We start from the raw sequence: 17,497 nt of genomic DNA on the forward strand, positions 1-17,497 counted from the left end.
GTTTCTTTATAGGTTTCACAACTTATAAAGCTGGCTGATGGGTCTTTGATAAACACCTCATTCCAGAAGAATGTCATGTGTTCCAAGTATCTGGTTAATTGGCACTCCTGTGCAATGCAACCATCCCCTTATAGCAACGCTGGAAGCTTATATTGAATGAAATTGGTCTTTGACAGACACCTCATTTCAATTGATGAAAATCATCTTTCCCCTTCATAGATTAGAATGCCCATTGAAAGAGGGGATATGCATCCGGATTTAAATTTGTCCCTGCTTCAATCTTTTGCTGGGGCAGCCATTTTGTTAAACTAGAAGCATCACAATAGATGGAAGGGCGTTTTGGAATGTCTTTGTTGAATATTAGCAATATAACAGGAGGCTATACGAGGAATCCTGTTCTGAAGGATGTTTCCTTCACTGTGAATGCAAATGAAATCGTCGGCCTGATTGGATTGAATGGAGCAGGCAAAAGTACGACAATCAAGCATGTTATCGGGCTGATGGAGCCGCATTCCGGGGAAATCACAATCAATGGATCTCCTTTTCACAAGGATAAGGAGGCATACAGAAGAAAATTCGCGTTTGTCCCCGAAACCCCGATCCTTTATGATGAACTGACGCTTGAGGAGCATCTGAGAATGACAGCGATGGCTTATGGCCTCGAAGAGAAAGAATATCAGGAAAGAATGCAGGGCCTTCTGAAGGAATTCCGGATGGAGAAGCGGCTGAAATGGTTCCCGGCCCATTTTTCAAAGGGGATGAAGCAAAAGGTCATGATCATGTGTGCTTTCCTGGTGCAGCCATCACTTTACATAGTTGATGAACCATTTGTCGGGCTGGACCCGCTCGGCATCCAATCGCTACTTGATCTTATGAAGAAGATGAAAGAGGAAGGGGCGGGCATATTGATGTCGACCCATATCCTGGCTACAGCGGAGCGGTATTGCGACCGTTTTGTCATTCTCCACGAGGGCAAGGTGAGGGCTGCAGGCACACTTTCTGAGCTGCAGCAGCAATTCTCCATGCCAGGCGCGACACTTGATGATCTATATATACAGCTGACAAAGGAAGAAGATTATGTTTGAAGAGGGAAAACTTTGGAAGAACAGATTCGGGGATGGGCTCAAAGAACTGAGCCGCTATCTCCGCTATATATTGAACGGGCATATTGTCATTGTGCTCGTATTTCTATTCGGGATGGCGGCCTTTTATTATCAGGAATGGCTTAAAGGCGTCCCGGAAGATTTTCCTGCGGCTGCGATCATGGCTGTCCTGCTGGGGGTATTGCTGACATACAGCCCTGTTTATACTTTCTTGACTGAAGCAGATAAAATCTTCCTGTTGCCTGTAGAAAACAGGCTGTCAGGCTATTTTCGCAGGTCGCTGGGTGTCAGCTGGGCCGTGCAGGCCTATCTTCTGCTGATGGGCCTCGGCATATTCATGCCAATGTACGCAGTCGTAAACGGGGGAAGCTTTGAGCCGTTTCTCTTCTTTCTGATAGGCTCACTCGCTGTTAAGCTGCTGAATCTTCTGATCCGCTGGCATGTCCAATATTACGTTGAAAAAAATACAAAGATGATCGATTCTGTTATCAGGTATTGCCTCAATGCAGCTTTTCTTTATCTTTTATTTTCAAATGCCGGCATCCTGTTCCTGCTCCCAGTACCGGCAGTCCTGCTGGTACTATGGCTGTATTTCAGGAAACAGACTGAACCAAAGGGCCTGAAATGGGAATATCTTATTGAACAGGAAGAAAGAAGGATGACATCCTTTTACCGCCTGGCCAATCTTTTTACAGATGTGCCGAAGCTTAAAGATAGAGTGAAGCGGCGCAAATGGCTGGACTGGCTGGCAAACAGGATCCCATATGGGCAGGATAAGCTGCATGCGCATTTATATATGAGGACCTTCATCCGCTCAGGTGATTATTTCGGCCTGTTCATCAGGCTGACAGTAATAGGGGGAGCGGCGCTTTATTTGATATCATTCGGGATGGGGCAGATCCTCCTTGTGCTGTTATTCCTTTATCTGACGGGGTTTCAGCTGCTGCCGCTCAGGAACCATCATGAGAACAAGCTCTGGATCCAGCTTTACCCTCTGAAGGAAGAGTGGCGGGAAAAAGCCTTTACTTCACTTCTCTCAGCTGTCCTTTATCTGCAGACCATCATTCTTTCCCTGGTTGTGCTGCTGAAGGGGGACGGGCTGGCCGCGCTTGCCAGTGCGGCAGCTGGTGCCGTGTTTTCGTGGGTATTTGCGAATATTTACAGCAGAAGGAAATTGAAGAACTGATTAGAAGCCTCCGTTATTTAAATGGAGGCTTTTTGCAGCGCCTGAAACCTTTCCGGAAGAAAAACGTAGTATTAAGCACAAACTAAAAGCTGAACGAGAGGAAAGGGTGCAGCCGAATGAATGAGTATGAACAGATGGTTTCACGGGAGCTGGAGGAGTGGAAGAGGAAGCTGCTGAAGCGTTCCGGAATGCTTAACCGTCTTTCAAAGAAGGCGCAGACAAAAATCAACAGCTATATCCCGGAGAAAGCACATGCCGTCATTACCGAGGGAATCAAGAATATGGTAAAAGCAACCTTGGCAGGCTCTAATCTGACTACCAGGAAAAGGCTCGATGCCGGGCTGCGCCTTGAGGAAATGGACGGAAAATTGGCTGAAAAGCTGGCTGCATACCGTAAGACTGCAACCATTGAAGGAGCCGGCACAGGCGCAGGCGGCATCCTATTAGGGCTTGCCGACTTCCCGCTGCTGCTTTCAATCAAAATGAAATTCCTTTTTGAAGCTTCAGCCATTTATGGCTATGATCCCGGAGAATATGAGGAGCGCCTTTTTATCCTGCATGTGTTTCAGCTTGCGTTTTCAAGTGATGAGAAAAGGCGGGAAACATTGGCTGTCATTGAGAATTGGGATGAGAAAGTGAAAGAGCTGAAGGATATGGAATGGCGCGGGTTCCAGCAGGAGTACCGTGATTATATAGACTTTGCCAAAATGCTGCAGCTGCTCCCGGGCATAGGGGCGGTTGCGGGGGCTTATGCGAATTATAATCTGCTTGACCAGCTGGGAGAGACAGCAAGGAATGCCTACAGGCTCCGGTTTCTAAAAAAATAAAGGAAAAAAAGCATCCTCCGAATCATCGGCGGATGCTTTTTGCTTATACGGTGACGTTTTCCTGAAACTCGACTTTGTGGTATTGCAGTGCCGCAGAACCTAGTGTCTTTGCAGCAATCAGCATTGCCTTTTCATCAATATCGAATCTTGGATGATGGTGCGGGTATGCAGCATCATCGCTGAGAGGCTTCGCTCCTGTGAAGAAGAATGTGCCTTTTACATGCTGAAGATAATAGGCAAAATCCTCGCCGCCCATTTCCGGTGCTGTTTCAACGACTTCCTTGACCTCAGGAATCGATCTCGCGCACTCGGCTAGGAAGTTGGTTTCTTCTTCATGGTTGATGACAGCCGGATAGCCGCGGTGATAAGTATAGCTGTATGTGCTGTCAGCAGTATAGCAGGTTCCTTTCACGACTCTTTCCAATTCTTCTTCAATATCGTTCCGCACCTGCTCGCTGAAGGTGCGCACTGTGCCTTCCAATTTAGCTTTATCGGCAATGACATTGAAGGCATTTTGGGCCGTGAATGATCCGACAGTAACAACGGCTGAGTCAATTGGATCGACCTTCCGGCTGACGATCTGCTGGAGGTTGACGACAAGCTGGGAGGCTGTCACAATGGCATCCTTCGTTTTATGAGGCTGCGCTCCGTGTCCGCCCTTTCCTTGTACAGTGATTTCAAAGCGGTCGGCTGCAGCCATGAAAGGACCGGTCCGGTACTGGATCTTTCCTGTCGGTTCGGAAGCCCATAAGTGGGTGCCGAAAATGGCGTCCACTCCTTCAAGGCAGCCATCCTTGATCATGGAAACAGCGCCGCCCGGTGCATATTCTTCCGCATGCTGGTGGATCAGGACATACGTCCCTTCCAATTCGGAGCGCAGCTCGTGAAGGACCTTTGCAAGCACAAGCAGTGTTGCAGTATGGCCATCATGGCCGCAGGCATGCATGACGCCCGGGACGAGCGATTTATAAGGAACATCTTTTTCATCCTGGATTGGAAGCGCGTCAAAATCGGCACGGAGGGCAATCGTCTTCCCTGGCTTCTCTCCGTAAACCTTGGCTACGACTCCATTCCCGCCGACATTTCCTTTTACTTCGATTCCCAGCTTTTCATAATATTCTTTTATGTATTTTGCTGTATTTTCTTCCTGAAAGGAAAGTTCAGGATGCTGATGGAGATAGCGGCGGATCGCTGCCATTTCTTCATAATAGTCTTCAAGTCTGCTGAATAATGAACTGATCATAATAACTCTCCTTTGTGTTTTAATTTTTACTGTTTCGAAAATTATAACATTATTTTTATAAATTGCAGGATAATAAGCCTTCAAATTTGAAAAACTTTAGAATAATATTCTAAGAGTGTATGAAAAAGAAGCTGGGGAGATGGTATGGGTTTGCAGTTAAAACAATCAAAAGCAGCGCTGGCAGCTGTTATAATGGCAGTGGCTGCAGCAGTGCTGATAGGCTATTCAGTATCAGGGGGAGAATCTTTATGGTTTGACGGAGCTGTCTCATCTGCTGTCACAGGGATTTTTTCGGCCTCTTTCTATCCGCTGTTTGAATTTTTCACCTGGTTTGGCGACAAGCAGGGCATCGGTTTGGCAGCGCTTATAGTTCTTGCTTGGCTGTGGTTCAAGAAGAGAGACTATCTGGGCATGGCAGTCCTTGTGTTTGCCGTTGCACTCGGGAACGAGGCCAGCAAGCGGCTGAAGGAGCTGTTCGGCAGAGAGAGGCCGGAGCTGGAGCATATCACTGAGGTGAATAGTCTCAGTTTCCCGAGCGGACATGCGATGGTAGGGGGCATTTTATATATGCTGACAGCCTATTTTGTCATAAAGGAATTAAAGTCTGCTGGAGCCAGGATGATGGCGGCAGCTGCGTTTGCCCTTTGGATCCTTTTGATCGGGATCAGCCGCATTGTCCTTCAGGTCCACTATCCGACCGATGTTGCGGGAGGGTATGCTTTTGCTTTTATTTGGGTTTACATATGGGTTATATTCTATGTATTTATGAACAGCAGCTTTGGCAGGAAAGTGAATTAAGACAGGAGGAATAAGGATGATAGATTTAAGAAGCGATACAGTGACAAAGCCGACAGAAGAAATGAGGAAGGCTGCTTACGAAGCAGAAGTCGGGGATGATGTCTACGCGGAAGATCCCTCCATCATCAAGCTTGAAGAGTCCGCAGCAGACATACTCGGGAAGGAAGCAGCCCTGCTTGTGACAAGCGGTACCCAGGGAAACCAGGCGGCCATCCTGACGCATACAAGACCAGGGAACGAAATTCTCCTAGAGGCAGAGTCCCATATTTTCTATTACGAATCAGGAGCCGCTTCTGCTTTTGCCGGTGTCCAGACAAGAACGATTGCAGGAAAACGGGGGGAAATGGATCCCGGCGCAATAGAAGCTGCCATACGGGGGAAAGATCAGCATTTTCCCGAAACCGGCCTGATTTGTCTGGAAAATACACATAATCGTGCTGGAGGGGCTGCTGTGTCTGTGGAAAATATGGAGGCTATCCATGCAATTGCCCGCAGGCATAAAATTCCTGTCCATATGGATGGAGCAAGGCTGTTCAATGCCGCAGCCGCACTTGAGAGGCCGGTCACTGATTTCACCCGGCATGCTGATACAGTCCAGGTATGCTTGTCCAAGGGGCTTGGAGCACCAGTCGGGTCAATCCTTGCCGGAAGCAGGGAATTTATCCAGTCTGCCCGCATCTGGAGGAAAAGACTTGGGGGAGGCATGAGGCAGGCAGGCATCATCGCGGCACCAGGGCTGATTGCACTGACGCAGATGAGGCACAGGCTTCACGAAGACCATGAGAACGCCCGGAAGCTTGCTGAGGGGATTCAAAATATAAAAGGCATTAATGTCGTCAACCAGGTAGATACAAATATCATAGTTGCAGACGTAAAGGAACTGGGCCTGAGCTCAGAGCAGTTTGTAGAAAGGCTGGAGAAGGAAGGAGTTCGCGCAGTTACTTTCGGGCCATCTTCGGTGAGGTTCACCACTCATTTCGATGTGTCTGCCAGTGATATAGAAAAGGCGCTGGATGCTGTCAGCAGGACGGCAGCGGGGCATGTGTCTGCGCTGTAAAATTTGAATTAGCATCAGGACCGGTGTTCTCTGATTAGGGAGGGCACCGGTTTTTAGTGTTGATTTTGGAATTTATTGTAAGGAGGAAAAATTATAACAGTTTTTAGGGAGAATCATTGAGATTTTAGGTAAAATCTTTCGAATTTTATGTAGAATAAAGCAGAATTCAGGCAGAATGACCATATTCGCCGTTTGATAAAACAGTAATTCATATAGAATCGCCTCTTCTTCACAAAAATTCATGCTGAATTCCTCCTAATCTATCCCAGCAAAACCAAAACAGCTGAAATCTAATAAAATACAGGTTTGACATCGTACATTTCACTGTATATAATACTGAAAAATAACTGAAACAATGAAGGGGATCAGTAAACAGTCTATGTCTATCCAAGAGAGGGAGCCGGCGGTGGGAGGCTTCTATAGACAGCTGCCGAACCTGCCCCGGAGTTCGCTGCCGGATACTTGAAGGCAGCAGCGGCACATGCCGTTATCATGAAGAGAGTATAAAGCCTTGCTTTATAAATTAGGGTGGTACCGCCATGATCTGGTCCCTATTTTATAAATCGGGGCTTTTTTATTTTTCCAGCAGAATGCCGGCGCTTCTGCACTCTTCAAGAAGCTTCAGCAGCTCTTTCCCTGGCCGGGATGAGAGCTGATGCGTTTATCGTTTCACACTTAATCAGAATATGGGGTGCAATCATGGCAAAGGAATTTGTAAAAGAAATTACGGCAATGGAAGAGGATTTTGCCCAATGGTATACAGATGTGGTGACCAAGGCGGATCTGATCGATTATTCAAGTGTCAGGGGATCAATGATCATCCGACCTTACGGATATTCTTTGTGGGACAATATAAAAAACGAGCTGGACAGAAGGATCAAGGAAACAGGGCATGAAAATGTTTATATGCCAATGTTTATTCCTGAAAGCCTCCTCCAGAAAGAAAAGGACCATATCGAGGGATTTGCGCCAGAGGTGGCATGGGTGACCCATGGCGGATCAGAAGAGCTGGCAGAACGGCTAGTCGTCAGGCCGACATCAGAGGTCCTTTTTTGCGAACATTATAAAAATATCATCCATTCTTACAGGGACCTGCCTAAGCTGTACAATCAATGGGCCAATGTGGTCAGATGGGAAAAAACGACCCGGCCTTTCCTAAGGACGCTTGAGTTCCTGTGGCAGGAAGGGCATACATGCCATGCAACAGACGAGGATGCGCACGAAGAAACGACAAAGATGCTCGATGTCTATGCAGATCTGTGTGAAAACGTCCTGGCCATACCGGTCCTTAAGGGCAGGAAAACAGAGAAAGAAAAATTCGCCGGCGCAAAATTCACCTACACAATTGAGAGCCTGATGCATGACGGAAAAGCACTCCAGACAGGAACCTCACACCATTTGGGGGACGGTTTTGCCAAGGCATTCGGCATCCAGTATTCGGACAGAGAAGGGGAACTTCAGCATGTGCATCAGACGTCGTGGGGGCTTACGACTAGAGTGATCGGCGCCATGATTATGGTCCACGGCGATAACAGGGGCCTGATCATCCCGCCGCGGATTGCGCCAACCCAGCTTATGATCGTCCCTGTGGCACAGCATAAAGAAGGGGTTCTTGATTTCTGCTATGAGCTGAAAGAGAAACTCGGCAAGAGTTTCAGGGTCGGAATTGACAGCAGCGACAAAAAGCCTGGCTGGAAGTTCAATGAGTACGAAATGAAAGGAATCCCGCTCAGGCTTGAGGCCGGCCCGAAGGATATCGAGAATAATCAGGTCGTGCTTGTCCGCAGGGATACAGGCGAAAAGCTGTTTGTCCAGGCTGAAGGGGCAGAGCAGGCAATCGCCGGGCTGCTGGAAGATATCCAGTCAGGCTTGCTGGAAAAAGCGCGGGACCTACGCGAACAAAAAACAGAGAATGCTGCAGGCATGGGTGAGTTCAAGCAGGCATTGAAGGATAATCAGGGGTTTATTAAAGCAATGTGGTGCGGCAGGAGGGAATGTGAAGACAGAATTAAGGAGGAGACCGGTGCAACCTCCCGCTGCATTCCTTTTGAACAGGAGCATATATCCGATGTTTGTGTCTGCTGCGGCAATAAGGCAGAAGAGCTCGTTTATTGGGCAAAAGCTTATTAACGGGGCTTTGCAGGAAAGTTATTTGAAAACCATTTAATATTTTTTCTGCCGGGAAGGAATTTTGGCCCGGAAAAAGAATGTATTGACTAAGGCAGTGAAAGCTTCGCCGACAACATTAAATCCACCAAAGAGGATTGTTATAAATGAAGAGAACGGGCCAATTCGCTTTAGTCAGCATTTCTATTTTATTCACTTTAACGCAAGCCTTCATTTTCGATGACCCCTGGCATAAGGAAATTGTTGATTTCACCATTGCCACTATTATTGCCTGGTTTGTAGGCTGGCAATATGACAAATTGAAATATCTTACAGGGAAAGCGAAAGAGAACGAAGCATTTTACAGGCAGCTGATCGAAACGATGCCGGAGCCTGTCATCATCCAGGATTATGACAAAATTGTCTATGCAAACAAAGCGGCTGAGAAGATGGTGGCTGCTGAAAGCAAAGAGGAATTGGTCGGCAGGTCAGTATTTGATTTTATGGAAGCGCCGGATGCCGCCAAATACAAGAAGATACTTGATGTAACATATAAAGAAAAACTTCCGGCAGGCCGGAGGGAACAGAAAATTACCAGGCTTGACGGCAAAAAGATTTATTTTGAAGTGTCCACCTTATTTACAAGCTTTCAGGGCAGGAAGGCAGTGCTTTCAATCGGCCAGGATGTTACGGTTAAAAAAGAGCAGGCAGACCTGCTTCTGCAAAAGTCAGAGAAGCTGGCGCTTGTCGGGCAGATGGCCGCTGGGATTGCCCATGAAATCCGCAATCCTCTGACAAGCATTAAAGGATTCATCCAGCTGCTGAAGGCGGAGGGAAATCGGGAGTATGCCGATATTGCCATCTCAGAGCTGGACCGGATCAATCTGATTGTTGGAGAGTTCCTTGTCCTCGCCAAACCTGCGGCTGCGGTATACAGGGTATGCGATCTTAAGAAGCTGATTCAGGAAGTGGTTGTACTGATTCAGCCGCAATGCCTGATCCATAATGTCCAGATAATCACCGGGCTTGATCTGGATGAATCGGAGATATGGTGTGAGGAGAATCAGCTGAAGCAGGTATTTATCAATATGATAAAAAATTCTGCTGAAGCCATGCCGGATGGCGGGACCATCACGATCAAGGCAGCGGACAGGAAGGATGGGCATGTGGCTGTCATGATCAAAGACGAAGGGACAGGCATCCCTCCAGAGCGGATCAACACACTTGGCGAGCCTTTTTATACAACAAAAGAAAAGGGGACGGGCCTTGGCCTGATGACCAGCTTTAAAATCATCGAAAATCACAGCGGGCTCGTCAAAGTCAGCAGCGAGGTCAATAAAGGGACGGTTTTTGAAATTATACTCCCGAAAACCCAGACGGAAGCAAAGGGACATTCATTTAACTGATGCTGATCAAATAGGCGTTTCCCAAGCCTCTTTTCGGGAATAAGGATAAAAACACCGTTAGGAGGGACAGCTCATGCCTGAAAATAACAAGGATGGCCAGAACCAGGAAAGCCTGCTTGAATATGAACGAAAGCAGCATTCCGGCGGGGAAGCGCCTGACAAGCTTAAAGAGGGAAGGAAGCCTGACCAGCAGAACAGGCTGAAAGATCAGGAGAATATGAGAAAATAGTTCGGGAGAATAAAGCAAGCGGGCATGCCACTGGGCACAGCCCGTTTTTTTTCGTACCTGGTGCAGACCAAGCCAGGTTTCCCTCTCAAGGCACAAAGGGTATACAAAAGGAAACTTTCTATAGACATGGAGAATGATCGTATGAAAAAACAGAGAATAGAATTTGTCTTTTTGCTTATATTGGCTGCTTCCCTGTATGTCCTGTTCTTTACCGGTGCAGGCTACTTCTGGAAGCTCGCCTGCGCAGGGCTGTATGCTTTTATTATACTGGTGAGCATCTACTCGCTGATTCTTGAAAACCGCACTTCCCACCATACGCTCCTCTGGATTTATGTCCTGATCTTCATTCCGGTGGCAGGCTATATGTTCTACTTATATTCAGGGCAGCTTTATCTGAAAGGATATCTTTTCCGCACAAAAAGGAGCAATGACAGAGAGCAGTGGAAAAGGATGATGAAGCGGAAAGATTCACCGGACCTTACATTTCTGCAGGATAACCAGCAGAACTTTGCCAGGTTTGCTGCGAATGCCAGCATGACCCCCATCAGCACCTCATCCAGGGCTGAGATGCTGAAAAATGGCGAAGAAACGTTTGAAGAGCTGAAGGCAAGGCTGAAGAAAGCAAAAAAATTCATCCATATACAATACTATATCTTCCGCTCGGATAGGCTCGGCAAAGAGATCATTGATATCCTCATTGAGAAGGCTGAAGCAGGAGTCGAGGTCCTTTTCATGTATGACGCTGCCGGCAGCATGAAGATGGCTGTGAATGAAATTAAAAGGATGGAGGAAGCGGGCATCAAGGTTCATTGCTTCCTGCCTTTGAAATTCGGCTTCTTCAATCAGAAAATCAATTTCAGGAACCATCGAAAAATCGTCGTGATCGACGGGGAGACCGGCTTTGTCGGCGGGCTCAATGTCGGGATTGAATATCTCGGCGAGGATGAAGCGATGGGGTTCTGGCGCGACACCCATATGGTGCTGGAAGGTGAGGCCGTATACACACTGCATACAGTCTTCCTTCTGGACTGGGAGTATGTCAGCCGGGAACAGGTCCTTGACAAATATTCGGTCAGTGAAAGGCCAGCCGATGAGGATGAAATCAATGGGGCGATACAGGTGGTTGCCAGCGGGCCTGATACACAGCAGGGAATCATGGGAGATTTCTTTTATTCGATGATCACCAGTGCAGAAAGGTCGATTTGGATTGCCACGCCTTATTTCGTCCCGAACGAAGCAATCAGGACTGCGCTGCGGGTGGCTGCAGCAAAAGGGGTGGAGGTAAGGATCATGGTTCCGGAAAAGAATGACAGCTTTCTCACCCAGTATGCAAGCAGGTCCTATTTTTCCGAGCTACTTAAATATGGAGTTGAAGTCTACTCTTACCAAAAAGGTTTTCTCCATCAGAAAATCATCATCGCAGATGGAAATATGGCTTCTGTGGGAACAGCGAATATGGATATGAGAAGCTTTCACCTGAATTTCGAGGTCAATGTCTTCCTGCTTGGCTGCAGCTCAATCAGGGATCTGTCAGCGCATTTCGAAGAAGATATGAGGGATAGTGTACGGATAACACCTGTACAATATTATAAACGCGGACTCTGGGAGAGGACGAAAGAGTCCTTCTCCAGACTGTTTTCCGGAGTGCTCTAATCCATTTGCGCTGCTGACTGGCATTTGTTCAGTCAGCAGCTTTCTCATCTTCTTCGCTGAACTTTGCTGCGCCTGGGACGTTCCGCGGTTCATATTTGATGGCATCCGAAGAAAAGACCCTGATGGCAAGTGTTCCTCCATATACCTGCGCGCGGATCAGGATGGGCTGGTTATAAGTGTTTTTAAAGGTGAAATCCGGTCCGTACCAGCTTACGGTTGCATCTCTGCCTGAAGGGACATACGGCACGCGCTTGCTGTGGGAATATCTTTGGATGATGCTTGTTCCGGCATTATCGACAGCATTATAAAGGGTTGAAGATACCTGGCATATCCCGCCACCGATCCCCTCGGACAGTTCTCCCCTGACAATTACCGGAGCTGGGAGATATCCCTTGGCTGCCGTCCTCTTGCCGACTGTTTCATTAAATGAAAATACTTCTCCGGGAAATACAACAATGCTGTCTATCGATCCGGCCGCGAGCCTGATATTCTGTGTTCTGGCCTTATTATGGGAGTTGAAATAGGTCACATATTGGCCGATCTGGCGTGCTTTAACAGATAGAATGAGCTCACTGTCGACCCTTGGATAAATCGGGAGAAGAGGCAGTTCAATGCTCCCTGAACCTGACTGGTAGTAAGTAGTATAAAAACGCGCTGAAAATAAATCCTGATTCAATTTGCTTCCGGGTTTTTCAGGGATGATTCTTTCTCCCGGGCCTATCCTGGCATCCTGCGGCTCTTTATAAGCCAGGCTGTTCATTTTAGCCTGGAATGCTTTAAATTTATCTTCATCTGCCAGCGGCAGGCCGGGTATATTGGCAGAGAATTCTTCTTTCTGGACTTTTATTGCATCCTTGCCTTCCTGCAGCACAGATAACTGTTCCGTTCCAATTCCTCCAGCTGCTGCCATAAGGCCGAAAAATAATAACAGCTTCATCATGCACCTCCCTGAAATAGTATGGGCAAGCCTCCTGAATTTCATGTAATACAGAAGAATGGCTGTACACCTCAAAGAGTGAAGAAAATTCCGGTATATGCTAATATAAATCTGATTATAAAAAAGAATCTTACTATTCAGGGAGGCAGAAATATGTTCAAAAGGGTGGCTTCAGATGTGCTGGGGATCAGTGATATTGGCAGTGTCATCTCGCCGGCTGACTATGATAAGGTCGATGCTGATGATTATGTGATGCATGAAGATAATGAAAAAATCTATTTTTTGATTAAATCCAAATCTGATGAATATTGCTTTACAAACAAAGCAGTCATCCATTTAGATGGGACAAGCGCGATGAGCAAGAAGAGAGTCCTGAAGAGATACAGCTTCAGGGAGCATCAAATTTCAAATGTATTCCTGGAAACAGCAGGGACAGTCGACATGGATGTAGAGATCAAATTTGTGATAGGCTCTGCCGCTTTCTCCATAGATGTACATAAACGCTTCATTGAAGAACTGAAAGACCTGTATAAAGCCTTGATAAAAATCTCCGAAATTTGTGCGGAAAATGAGCATTCGATGGAGTTTGCCAAAAAGAGCATTGAAGTAGCTTCTGCAACATTGGGCAGGGCTGCAGGGGCAAGGGAAGGAAGCCTGACGGATGATTTCAGGGTGCTGAACGAAACCGCTTTTAACTGGCTGATGAACAGCAGGAAAAAATACCATGTAAAAGATTTTGGATATGTTTTTGAAAAATTCATTAATAATTGAGGACCGGTTCGTTGCAGTATAAGAATTTATTCATAGCGGGGAGATGCGTAGCATGAGTATATCTTTGATGAAGAAAACAGCCGGGGTCGTGCTGGAAAAGAAAAAGTTGTCACATGTCAAGGCGAGGGTCGGCCTGGTTTTAGACATTTCAGGATCGATGCGCACCTTGTACCGGAACGGCACGGTACAAAAAGTAGTGGAGCGGATCTTAGCCGTTGCGAGCCAATTTGATGATGACGGCATGCTCGATATCTGGGTATATGACAATGAGTTCTCAAGGCTGAAGCCGGTGACAGAAAGGGACTTTGAAGGCTATGTTAATCAGTATATCCTGAATAACGATCTAATCCATAAATTCGGGCGCAATGACGAACCTCCTGTCATGGAGGATGTCATCAGCAAATACACACTGGAAGATCCGAGCAGCGATCCTGCGTTCATTGTCTTTATCAATGATGGCGGCTGCAAAAAGACGATCAAGAAACCGATTGTAAAATCGGCAGGCAAGCCTATTTTCTGGCAGTTTGTCGGTATTGGCGATGCAAATTTCGACGTGCTGGAAAAATTGGATACAATGGAAGGCCGCTATATTGATAACGCGAATTTTTATCATTTTAAAGATATCGAGCAGGTAAGCGATGAAGAATTGTATGACCATCTTCTTGATGAATTTCCATCATGGATTAAAGAAGCGCGGGAAAAGGGCGTACTTAAATAAAGCAGCCTGGCAGAAGCCAGGCTTTTTAGTATTTTTTTCTGAATATTGAAACTTTTATCGACTCAAATCGTATATACAATTAGTAACTAAAAACCGGCATGAGCCATGAATGAACGCCTGTCACGCAGGGGAATGTAAGAGGAACAACGATCAGCAGGAGGAAATATGAAAAAGATTGCCGTATTGCTTATCTTATGTTCTTTCTTTGCCTCATCTGCCAGTGCCGAAACCCAGCAGGAAGAAAGGAAAGCTGCTATCATCATAGATGATTTTGGAGGAGGCATCGGAGGCGTAAAAGATTTCCTTGAAGGCGATATCCCGATTACAGCAGCAGTGATGCCATTTACAGATCAGACAGCACAGCATGCTGAATGGGCGCATGAAAATGGATTTGAAGTCATGGTCCATCTGCCAATGGAGCCTAAAAGGGGAAAGAAATCATGGCTCGGGCCCAAACCGATCACAACAAATCTGTCTTCTGAAGAAGTCAGGAAAAGGGTCAATGAAGCCATTGACAGCGTTCCCTATGCAAAGGGCCTCAATAATCATATGGGATCGCGGGCAGTGGAAGATGAAGGGATAGTAAGGGAAATCGTAAAAATTGCGAAAGAACGGAAGCTTTATATTGTGGACAGCGGCACAAGCCCTGAATCAAAATTTCCCATCATTGCAAAAGAGCTTGGTGTGCCGCTCATTAAAAGGGATGTATTTCTTGATGACATTTCTTCTGTTTCCCATGTCAGGCGGCAGATGAAGAAGCTGGCGCTGATCACGGAGCAGCAGGGCAGAGGGATCGCAATCGGGCATGTCGGTGTGACTGGCAAGGTCTGTTCGGCAGGGATCCTTCAGGAAAAGGGGTATTTTGAAGAGAAAGGCATCAGAATCGCCCCTGTATCAGAGATCATTTCAAGTGAGATCCGAAAAGAGTATTATCCATTCTATTAAAAGCCACTGGACAAAATGAGGCAGGTGGAAAGGGTGATAATCATGTTATGGCTCATCATTTTAGGCGGGCTCCTTGGATTCGGGGTGCTGGTTGATGTTATCTATCGGAGGAAGGGAATCCAGCATACAGACCCCGAACATAATGAACAGCATGTTTCTTCTTCAGAAAGGGTCTATATTGAATCCCATCTCCATAACAGCCGCCCGGAAAATCAGAATGGCAATTTTTAAGAAAACAAAGAGGCAGCCCAATAAGGCTGCCTCTCAGTTTTAGCTCCGTTTAAATCCTTCTTCTTCAAGATATTCTTTTGCTTCCCGATAAGATAGAAAAGCGGCGTCCAGGTTCAGGCCGGCATATACATTCCACATTTCATCTTCCTCTATGAGGACAAGGGTCTCGCCGCTCCGGCTGCTCCACGTTTCTTCCAGCCTTGCAGCAGGCTGGGCTTCTTCTGCATCATGGGCGGAGAGGGACTGGATCGATTTTGCAATGATATCCCGAAGCTCGGATTCAGAGAAATCCCTGATGTTCACCATGCCTTTGCTGTCAGGCGAATAACTCTGTACATATTCTGCAAAAACAAAGCCATTGCCGTTAGGATGCAGATGGTAAACCACATTTTTCTTGTCTATTGCGCTTTCTTCATAATGGAAGTTGACTCTTCCAAGAGAGACGTCTTTTCTCTCAAGCTCGGGAAATGACTCGATGATCGCTAATTTTTCTTCAAAAGTAAGCATGTTTCCTCCAATGGATAAGGTGTTAATTTTGTGTTCTGCCTATTATACCATTAGAATAGAAGAACAAAAAGCGCGCCTGATGGCGCCAAAGGAAAAGGAGCTGATTGCATGTCTGACACCGGCAAATATCGTGAGCATGTTAAGCCTGGAATGGAAGCGGATATCATCTTAAAGAAGGACCAGCGGTCAGGGGCAAGGACAAGGGGGATCATTAAGGATCTTCTGACCAATTCTTCTTTCCACCCGCATGGAATCAAGGTGAGGCTGACAGACGGCCAAGTGGGCAGAGTGGCAGAAATCATAAAAAAATAGAGGGGCAGCTGATGGCAGCTGCCTCTTTTTTTTGCTCTCCCGTTCACACTTATATTAGGAACATGGCGACAATTGTAGTGGCTGCAAGCCCAATGATGACAGGCAGGAGATTCCTCCTTGCAAGCTCAAAAGGATCCACATTGCAGATGGCTGCTGCAGGGATGAGCGCCCAGGGCACGAGCGTCCCGCCGCCAACCCAGATGGCAGCAACCTGTCCCAGGGCTGTCAAAGTTGCTGCACCGGCACCGATGGCTGAAGCAAAAAGGCTGGCGACAGAGCCTGCCAGGGAGATGCCGGAAAAGCCGGAACCATCCAGACCGGTGATTGCACCGGTAACAGTGAGCGTAACAGCTGCCACTTCCTTGCTCAGCGGGACTGCTCCTGCCAGAGCAACCCCGAGATCATTGACGATGCCCTGTGACCCCCCCGGCAAATAGTCGCCGATTATGCTTGTAAAGCCGGAATCTCCAAGGTAAAAGAAAGCTGCGATAGGGATGACAGGCCCGAAGACCTTGAAGCCAAATTGAAATCCCTCAATCATATAGGAGGTTGTTTTCTCCAGTCCTTTATTTTTGTGGCTTGCCAAGGTGATCACCAGCAGAATAAAAATCGATGTCCCGCCTACAAGTGCTGTCGCATCGCCGCCCTGCAGGTCAAGCAAGAACATAGCTGCTACATCTAAAGCGAATAAAACAGGGATAAGGACTGCAAAAAATCCCCTTTGGCTCCTTGAAAGAAGCCCGGGCTCTCCTGATTCAGCCTCATTCCTTTGATCAGGGGGAGAGGCCGGCAGCAGGAGGCCCTTTTTCATATCCCTTTTCAAAAAGAAAAAGGCAGCAGCAACTGTGACAATCCCCATTACGGCTACAAGGGGAATGCTGGCAGCTATTACTTCCCCTGCTGGAAGCCCGGCAGCGTCTGCCGTCAATTTAGGGGCTGCCTGGATGATGAAGTCGCCTGACAGGGCAATTCCGTGCCCGAAGAGGTTCATGGCCATAGCTGCTCCCAGGGCAGGAAGTCCTGCCTTCAGAGCTGCCGGCAGAAGGACTGCTCCAAGAAGGGCAACTGCTGGTGATGGCCAAAAGAACCAGGATATCACCATCATAACAATGCCGATCGTCCAATAAGCGCCTGCCGGACCTTTGATCATCCTGGAGAAGGGCGCTATCATCGCATCGCTTACCCCCGCAGCAGCAAGGACCCTGCTCATGGCGACGATGATGGAGATGACGAGAATGGTAGAAAGAAGCTCGGTTATCGCGTATATAAAGCTATTGAACACACTGCTGACTGAGGTGCTCAGGGAGCCGGTGCTTGTGATGGCAATCAGGAAGATCCCGGCTATGCACACAAGGGCAGTATCCCGTTTCGCTATCATAAAACCGATGATGAGTACAATGAAGAAAACATAGATAGCATGAAGGACAGTTAAATCAATCGCCATTTTATATCCCTCCTATAGTATGCT

The 17,497-nt window shown here is 47.2% G+C and carries 18 protein-coding genes and 1 other annotated feature; of the genes, 14 read left to right on the top strand and 4 right to left on the bottom strand.

Annotated elements, in window-relative coordinates; all coding sequences use genetic code 11:
- Positions 1-344 precede the first annotated feature (344 nt).
- The 3 genes from N288_RS06420 to N288_RS06430 all read left to right on the top strand — a co-directional run bounded on the left by N288_RS06420 (position 345) and on the right by N288_RS06430 (position 3,116).
- Positions 345-1,085 (top strand): ABC transporter ATP-binding protein, encoded by a 741-nt coding sequence (locus tag N288_RS06420; RefSeq protein WP_035402662.1) that lies wholly within the window; start codon positions 345-347, stop codon positions 1,083-1,085.
- On the top strand, positions 1,078-2,289 hold the full coding sequence (locus tag N288_RS06425) for an ABC transporter permease (RefSeq protein ID WP_009793971.1): 1,212 nt from the start codon (positions 1,078-1,080) through the stop codon (positions 2,287-2,289). Before N288_RS06420 ends, N288_RS06425 begins: the two co-directional genes overlap by 8 nt.
- Before the next feature lie 116 nt (positions 2,290-2,405).
- Entirely contained in the window at positions 2,406-3,116 is a 711-nt protein-coding gene (locus tag N288_RS06430; RefSeq protein ID WP_009793970.1) for an EcsC family protein, read from the top strand.
- A 43-nt stretch (positions 3,117-3,159) separates the two neighbouring features.
- Here N288_RS06430 and N288_RS06435 read toward each other — a convergent pair whose 3' ends face one another.
- Entirely contained in the window at positions 3,160-4,359 is a 1,200-nt protein-coding gene (locus N288_RS06435; RefSeq protein ID WP_022543571.1) for a M20 family metallopeptidase, read from the bottom strand.
- Between the two features lie 144 nt (positions 4,360-4,503).
- Between N288_RS06435 and N288_RS06440 the strand changes: the two genes are divergently transcribed.
- From N288_RS06440 to cls, 6 genes are all read left to right on the top strand, one after another.
- Complete coding sequence (locus tag N288_RS06440) at positions 4,504-5,157, top strand: phosphatase PAP2 family protein (protein ID WP_009793968.1); 654 nt, start codon at positions 4,504-4,506, stop codon at positions 5,155-5,157.
- A 16-nt stretch (positions 5,158-5,173) separates the two neighbouring features.
- Positions 5,174-6,214, top strand: coding sequence for a threonine aldolase family protein (locus tag N288_RS06445; protein ID WP_009793967.1), 1,041 nt, complete (start codon positions 5,174-5,176; stop codon positions 6,212-6,214).
- Between the two features lie 346 nt (positions 6,215-6,560).
- Positions 6,561-6,770, top strand: a binding site (T-box leader).
- Positions 6,771-6,913: 143 nt separating this feature from the next.
- Positions 6,914-8,344 (top strand): proline--tRNA ligase, encoded by a 1,431-nt coding sequence (gene proS, locus N288_RS06450; RefSeq protein ID WP_022543573.1) that lies wholly within the window; start codon positions 6,914-6,916, stop codon positions 8,342-8,344.
- 143 nt (positions 8,345-8,487) lie between these two features.
- The gene (locus tag N288_RS06455; protein ID WP_009793964.1) at positions 8,488-9,726 is read left to right on the top strand and encodes an ATP-binding protein; all 1,239 of its coding nucleotides are present in this window, start codon (positions 8,488-8,490) and stop codon (positions 9,724-9,726) included.
- Positions 9,727-9,799: 73 nt separating this feature from the next.
- On the top strand, positions 9,800-9,955 hold the full coding sequence (locus N288_RS25065; RefSeq protein ID WP_009793963.1) for a hypothetical protein: 156 nt from the start codon (positions 9,800-9,802) through the stop codon (positions 9,953-9,955).
- Positions 9,956-10,096: 141 nt separating this feature from the next.
- Positions 10,097-11,608, top strand: coding sequence for a cardiolipin synthase (gene cls, locus N288_RS06460; RefSeq protein WP_022543574.1), 1,512 nt, complete (start codon positions 10,097-10,099; stop codon positions 11,606-11,608).
- 28 nt (positions 11,609-11,636) lie between these two features.
- Here the strand turns inward: cls and N288_RS06465 are convergent, their stop codons facing one another.
- Positions 11,637-12,548, bottom strand: coding sequence for a VanW family protein (locus tag N288_RS06465; protein ID WP_009793961.1), 912 nt, complete (start codon positions 12,546-12,548; stop codon positions 11,637-11,639).
- A 150-nt stretch (positions 12,549-12,698) separates the two neighbouring features.
- On the opposite strand from N288_RS06465, the gene N288_RS06470 reads away from it, so the two are divergent.
- The 4 genes from N288_RS06470 (at position 12,699) to N288_RS06485 (ending at position 15,210) form a co-directional block, all read left to right on the top strand.
- On the top strand, positions 12,699-13,316 hold the full coding sequence (locus tag N288_RS06470) for a PH domain-containing protein (protein ID WP_009793960.1): 618 nt from the start codon (positions 12,699-12,701) through the stop codon (positions 13,314-13,316).
- Positions 13,317-13,368: 52 nt separating this feature from the next.
- Positions 13,369-14,034, top strand: coding sequence for a vWA domain-containing protein (locus N288_RS06475; RefSeq protein ID WP_022543576.1), 666 nt, complete (start codon positions 13,369-13,371; stop codon positions 14,032-14,034).
- Between the two features lie 165 nt (positions 14,035-14,199).
- Entirely contained in the window at positions 14,200-14,979 is a 780-nt protein-coding gene (locus tag N288_RS06480) for a divergent polysaccharide deacetylase family protein (RefSeq protein ID WP_009793958.1), read from the top strand.
- Positions 14,980-15,021: 42 nt separating this feature from the next.
- Positions 15,022-15,210, top strand: coding sequence for a hypothetical protein (locus N288_RS06485; RefSeq protein ID WP_022543577.1), 189 nt, complete (start codon positions 15,022-15,024; stop codon positions 15,208-15,210).
- Positions 15,211-15,249: 39 nt separating this feature from the next.
- Here the strand turns inward: N288_RS06485 and N288_RS06490 are convergent, their stop codons facing one another.
- Positions 15,250-15,717 (bottom strand): hypothetical protein, encoded by a 468-nt coding sequence (locus N288_RS06490; RefSeq protein WP_009793956.1) that lies wholly within the window; start codon positions 15,715-15,717, stop codon positions 15,250-15,252.
- A gap of 108 nt (positions 15,718-15,825) precedes the next feature.
- On the opposite strand from N288_RS06490, the gene N288_RS06495 reads away from it, so the two are divergent.
- Entirely contained in the window at positions 15,826-16,029 is a 204-nt protein-coding gene (locus N288_RS06495; protein WP_009793955.1) for a YwbE family protein, read from the top strand.
- Between the two features lie 49 nt (positions 16,030-16,078).
- Here the strand turns inward: N288_RS06495 and N288_RS06500 are convergent, their stop codons facing one another.
- Positions 16,079-17,473 carry a hypothetical protein gene (locus N288_RS06500; RefSeq protein ID WP_009793954.1) on the bottom strand — a complete coding sequence of 465 codons (1,395 nt, stop codon included), beginning with the start codon at positions 17,471-17,473 and terminating at the stop codon, positions 16,079-16,081.
- Positions 17,474-17,497 lie beyond the last annotated feature (24 nt).

The organism is Bacillus infantis NRRL B-14911 (assembly GCF_000473245.1).
GTDB lineage: Bacteria > Bacillota > Bacilli > Bacillales > Cytobacillaceae > Bacillus_AB > Bacillus_AB infantis.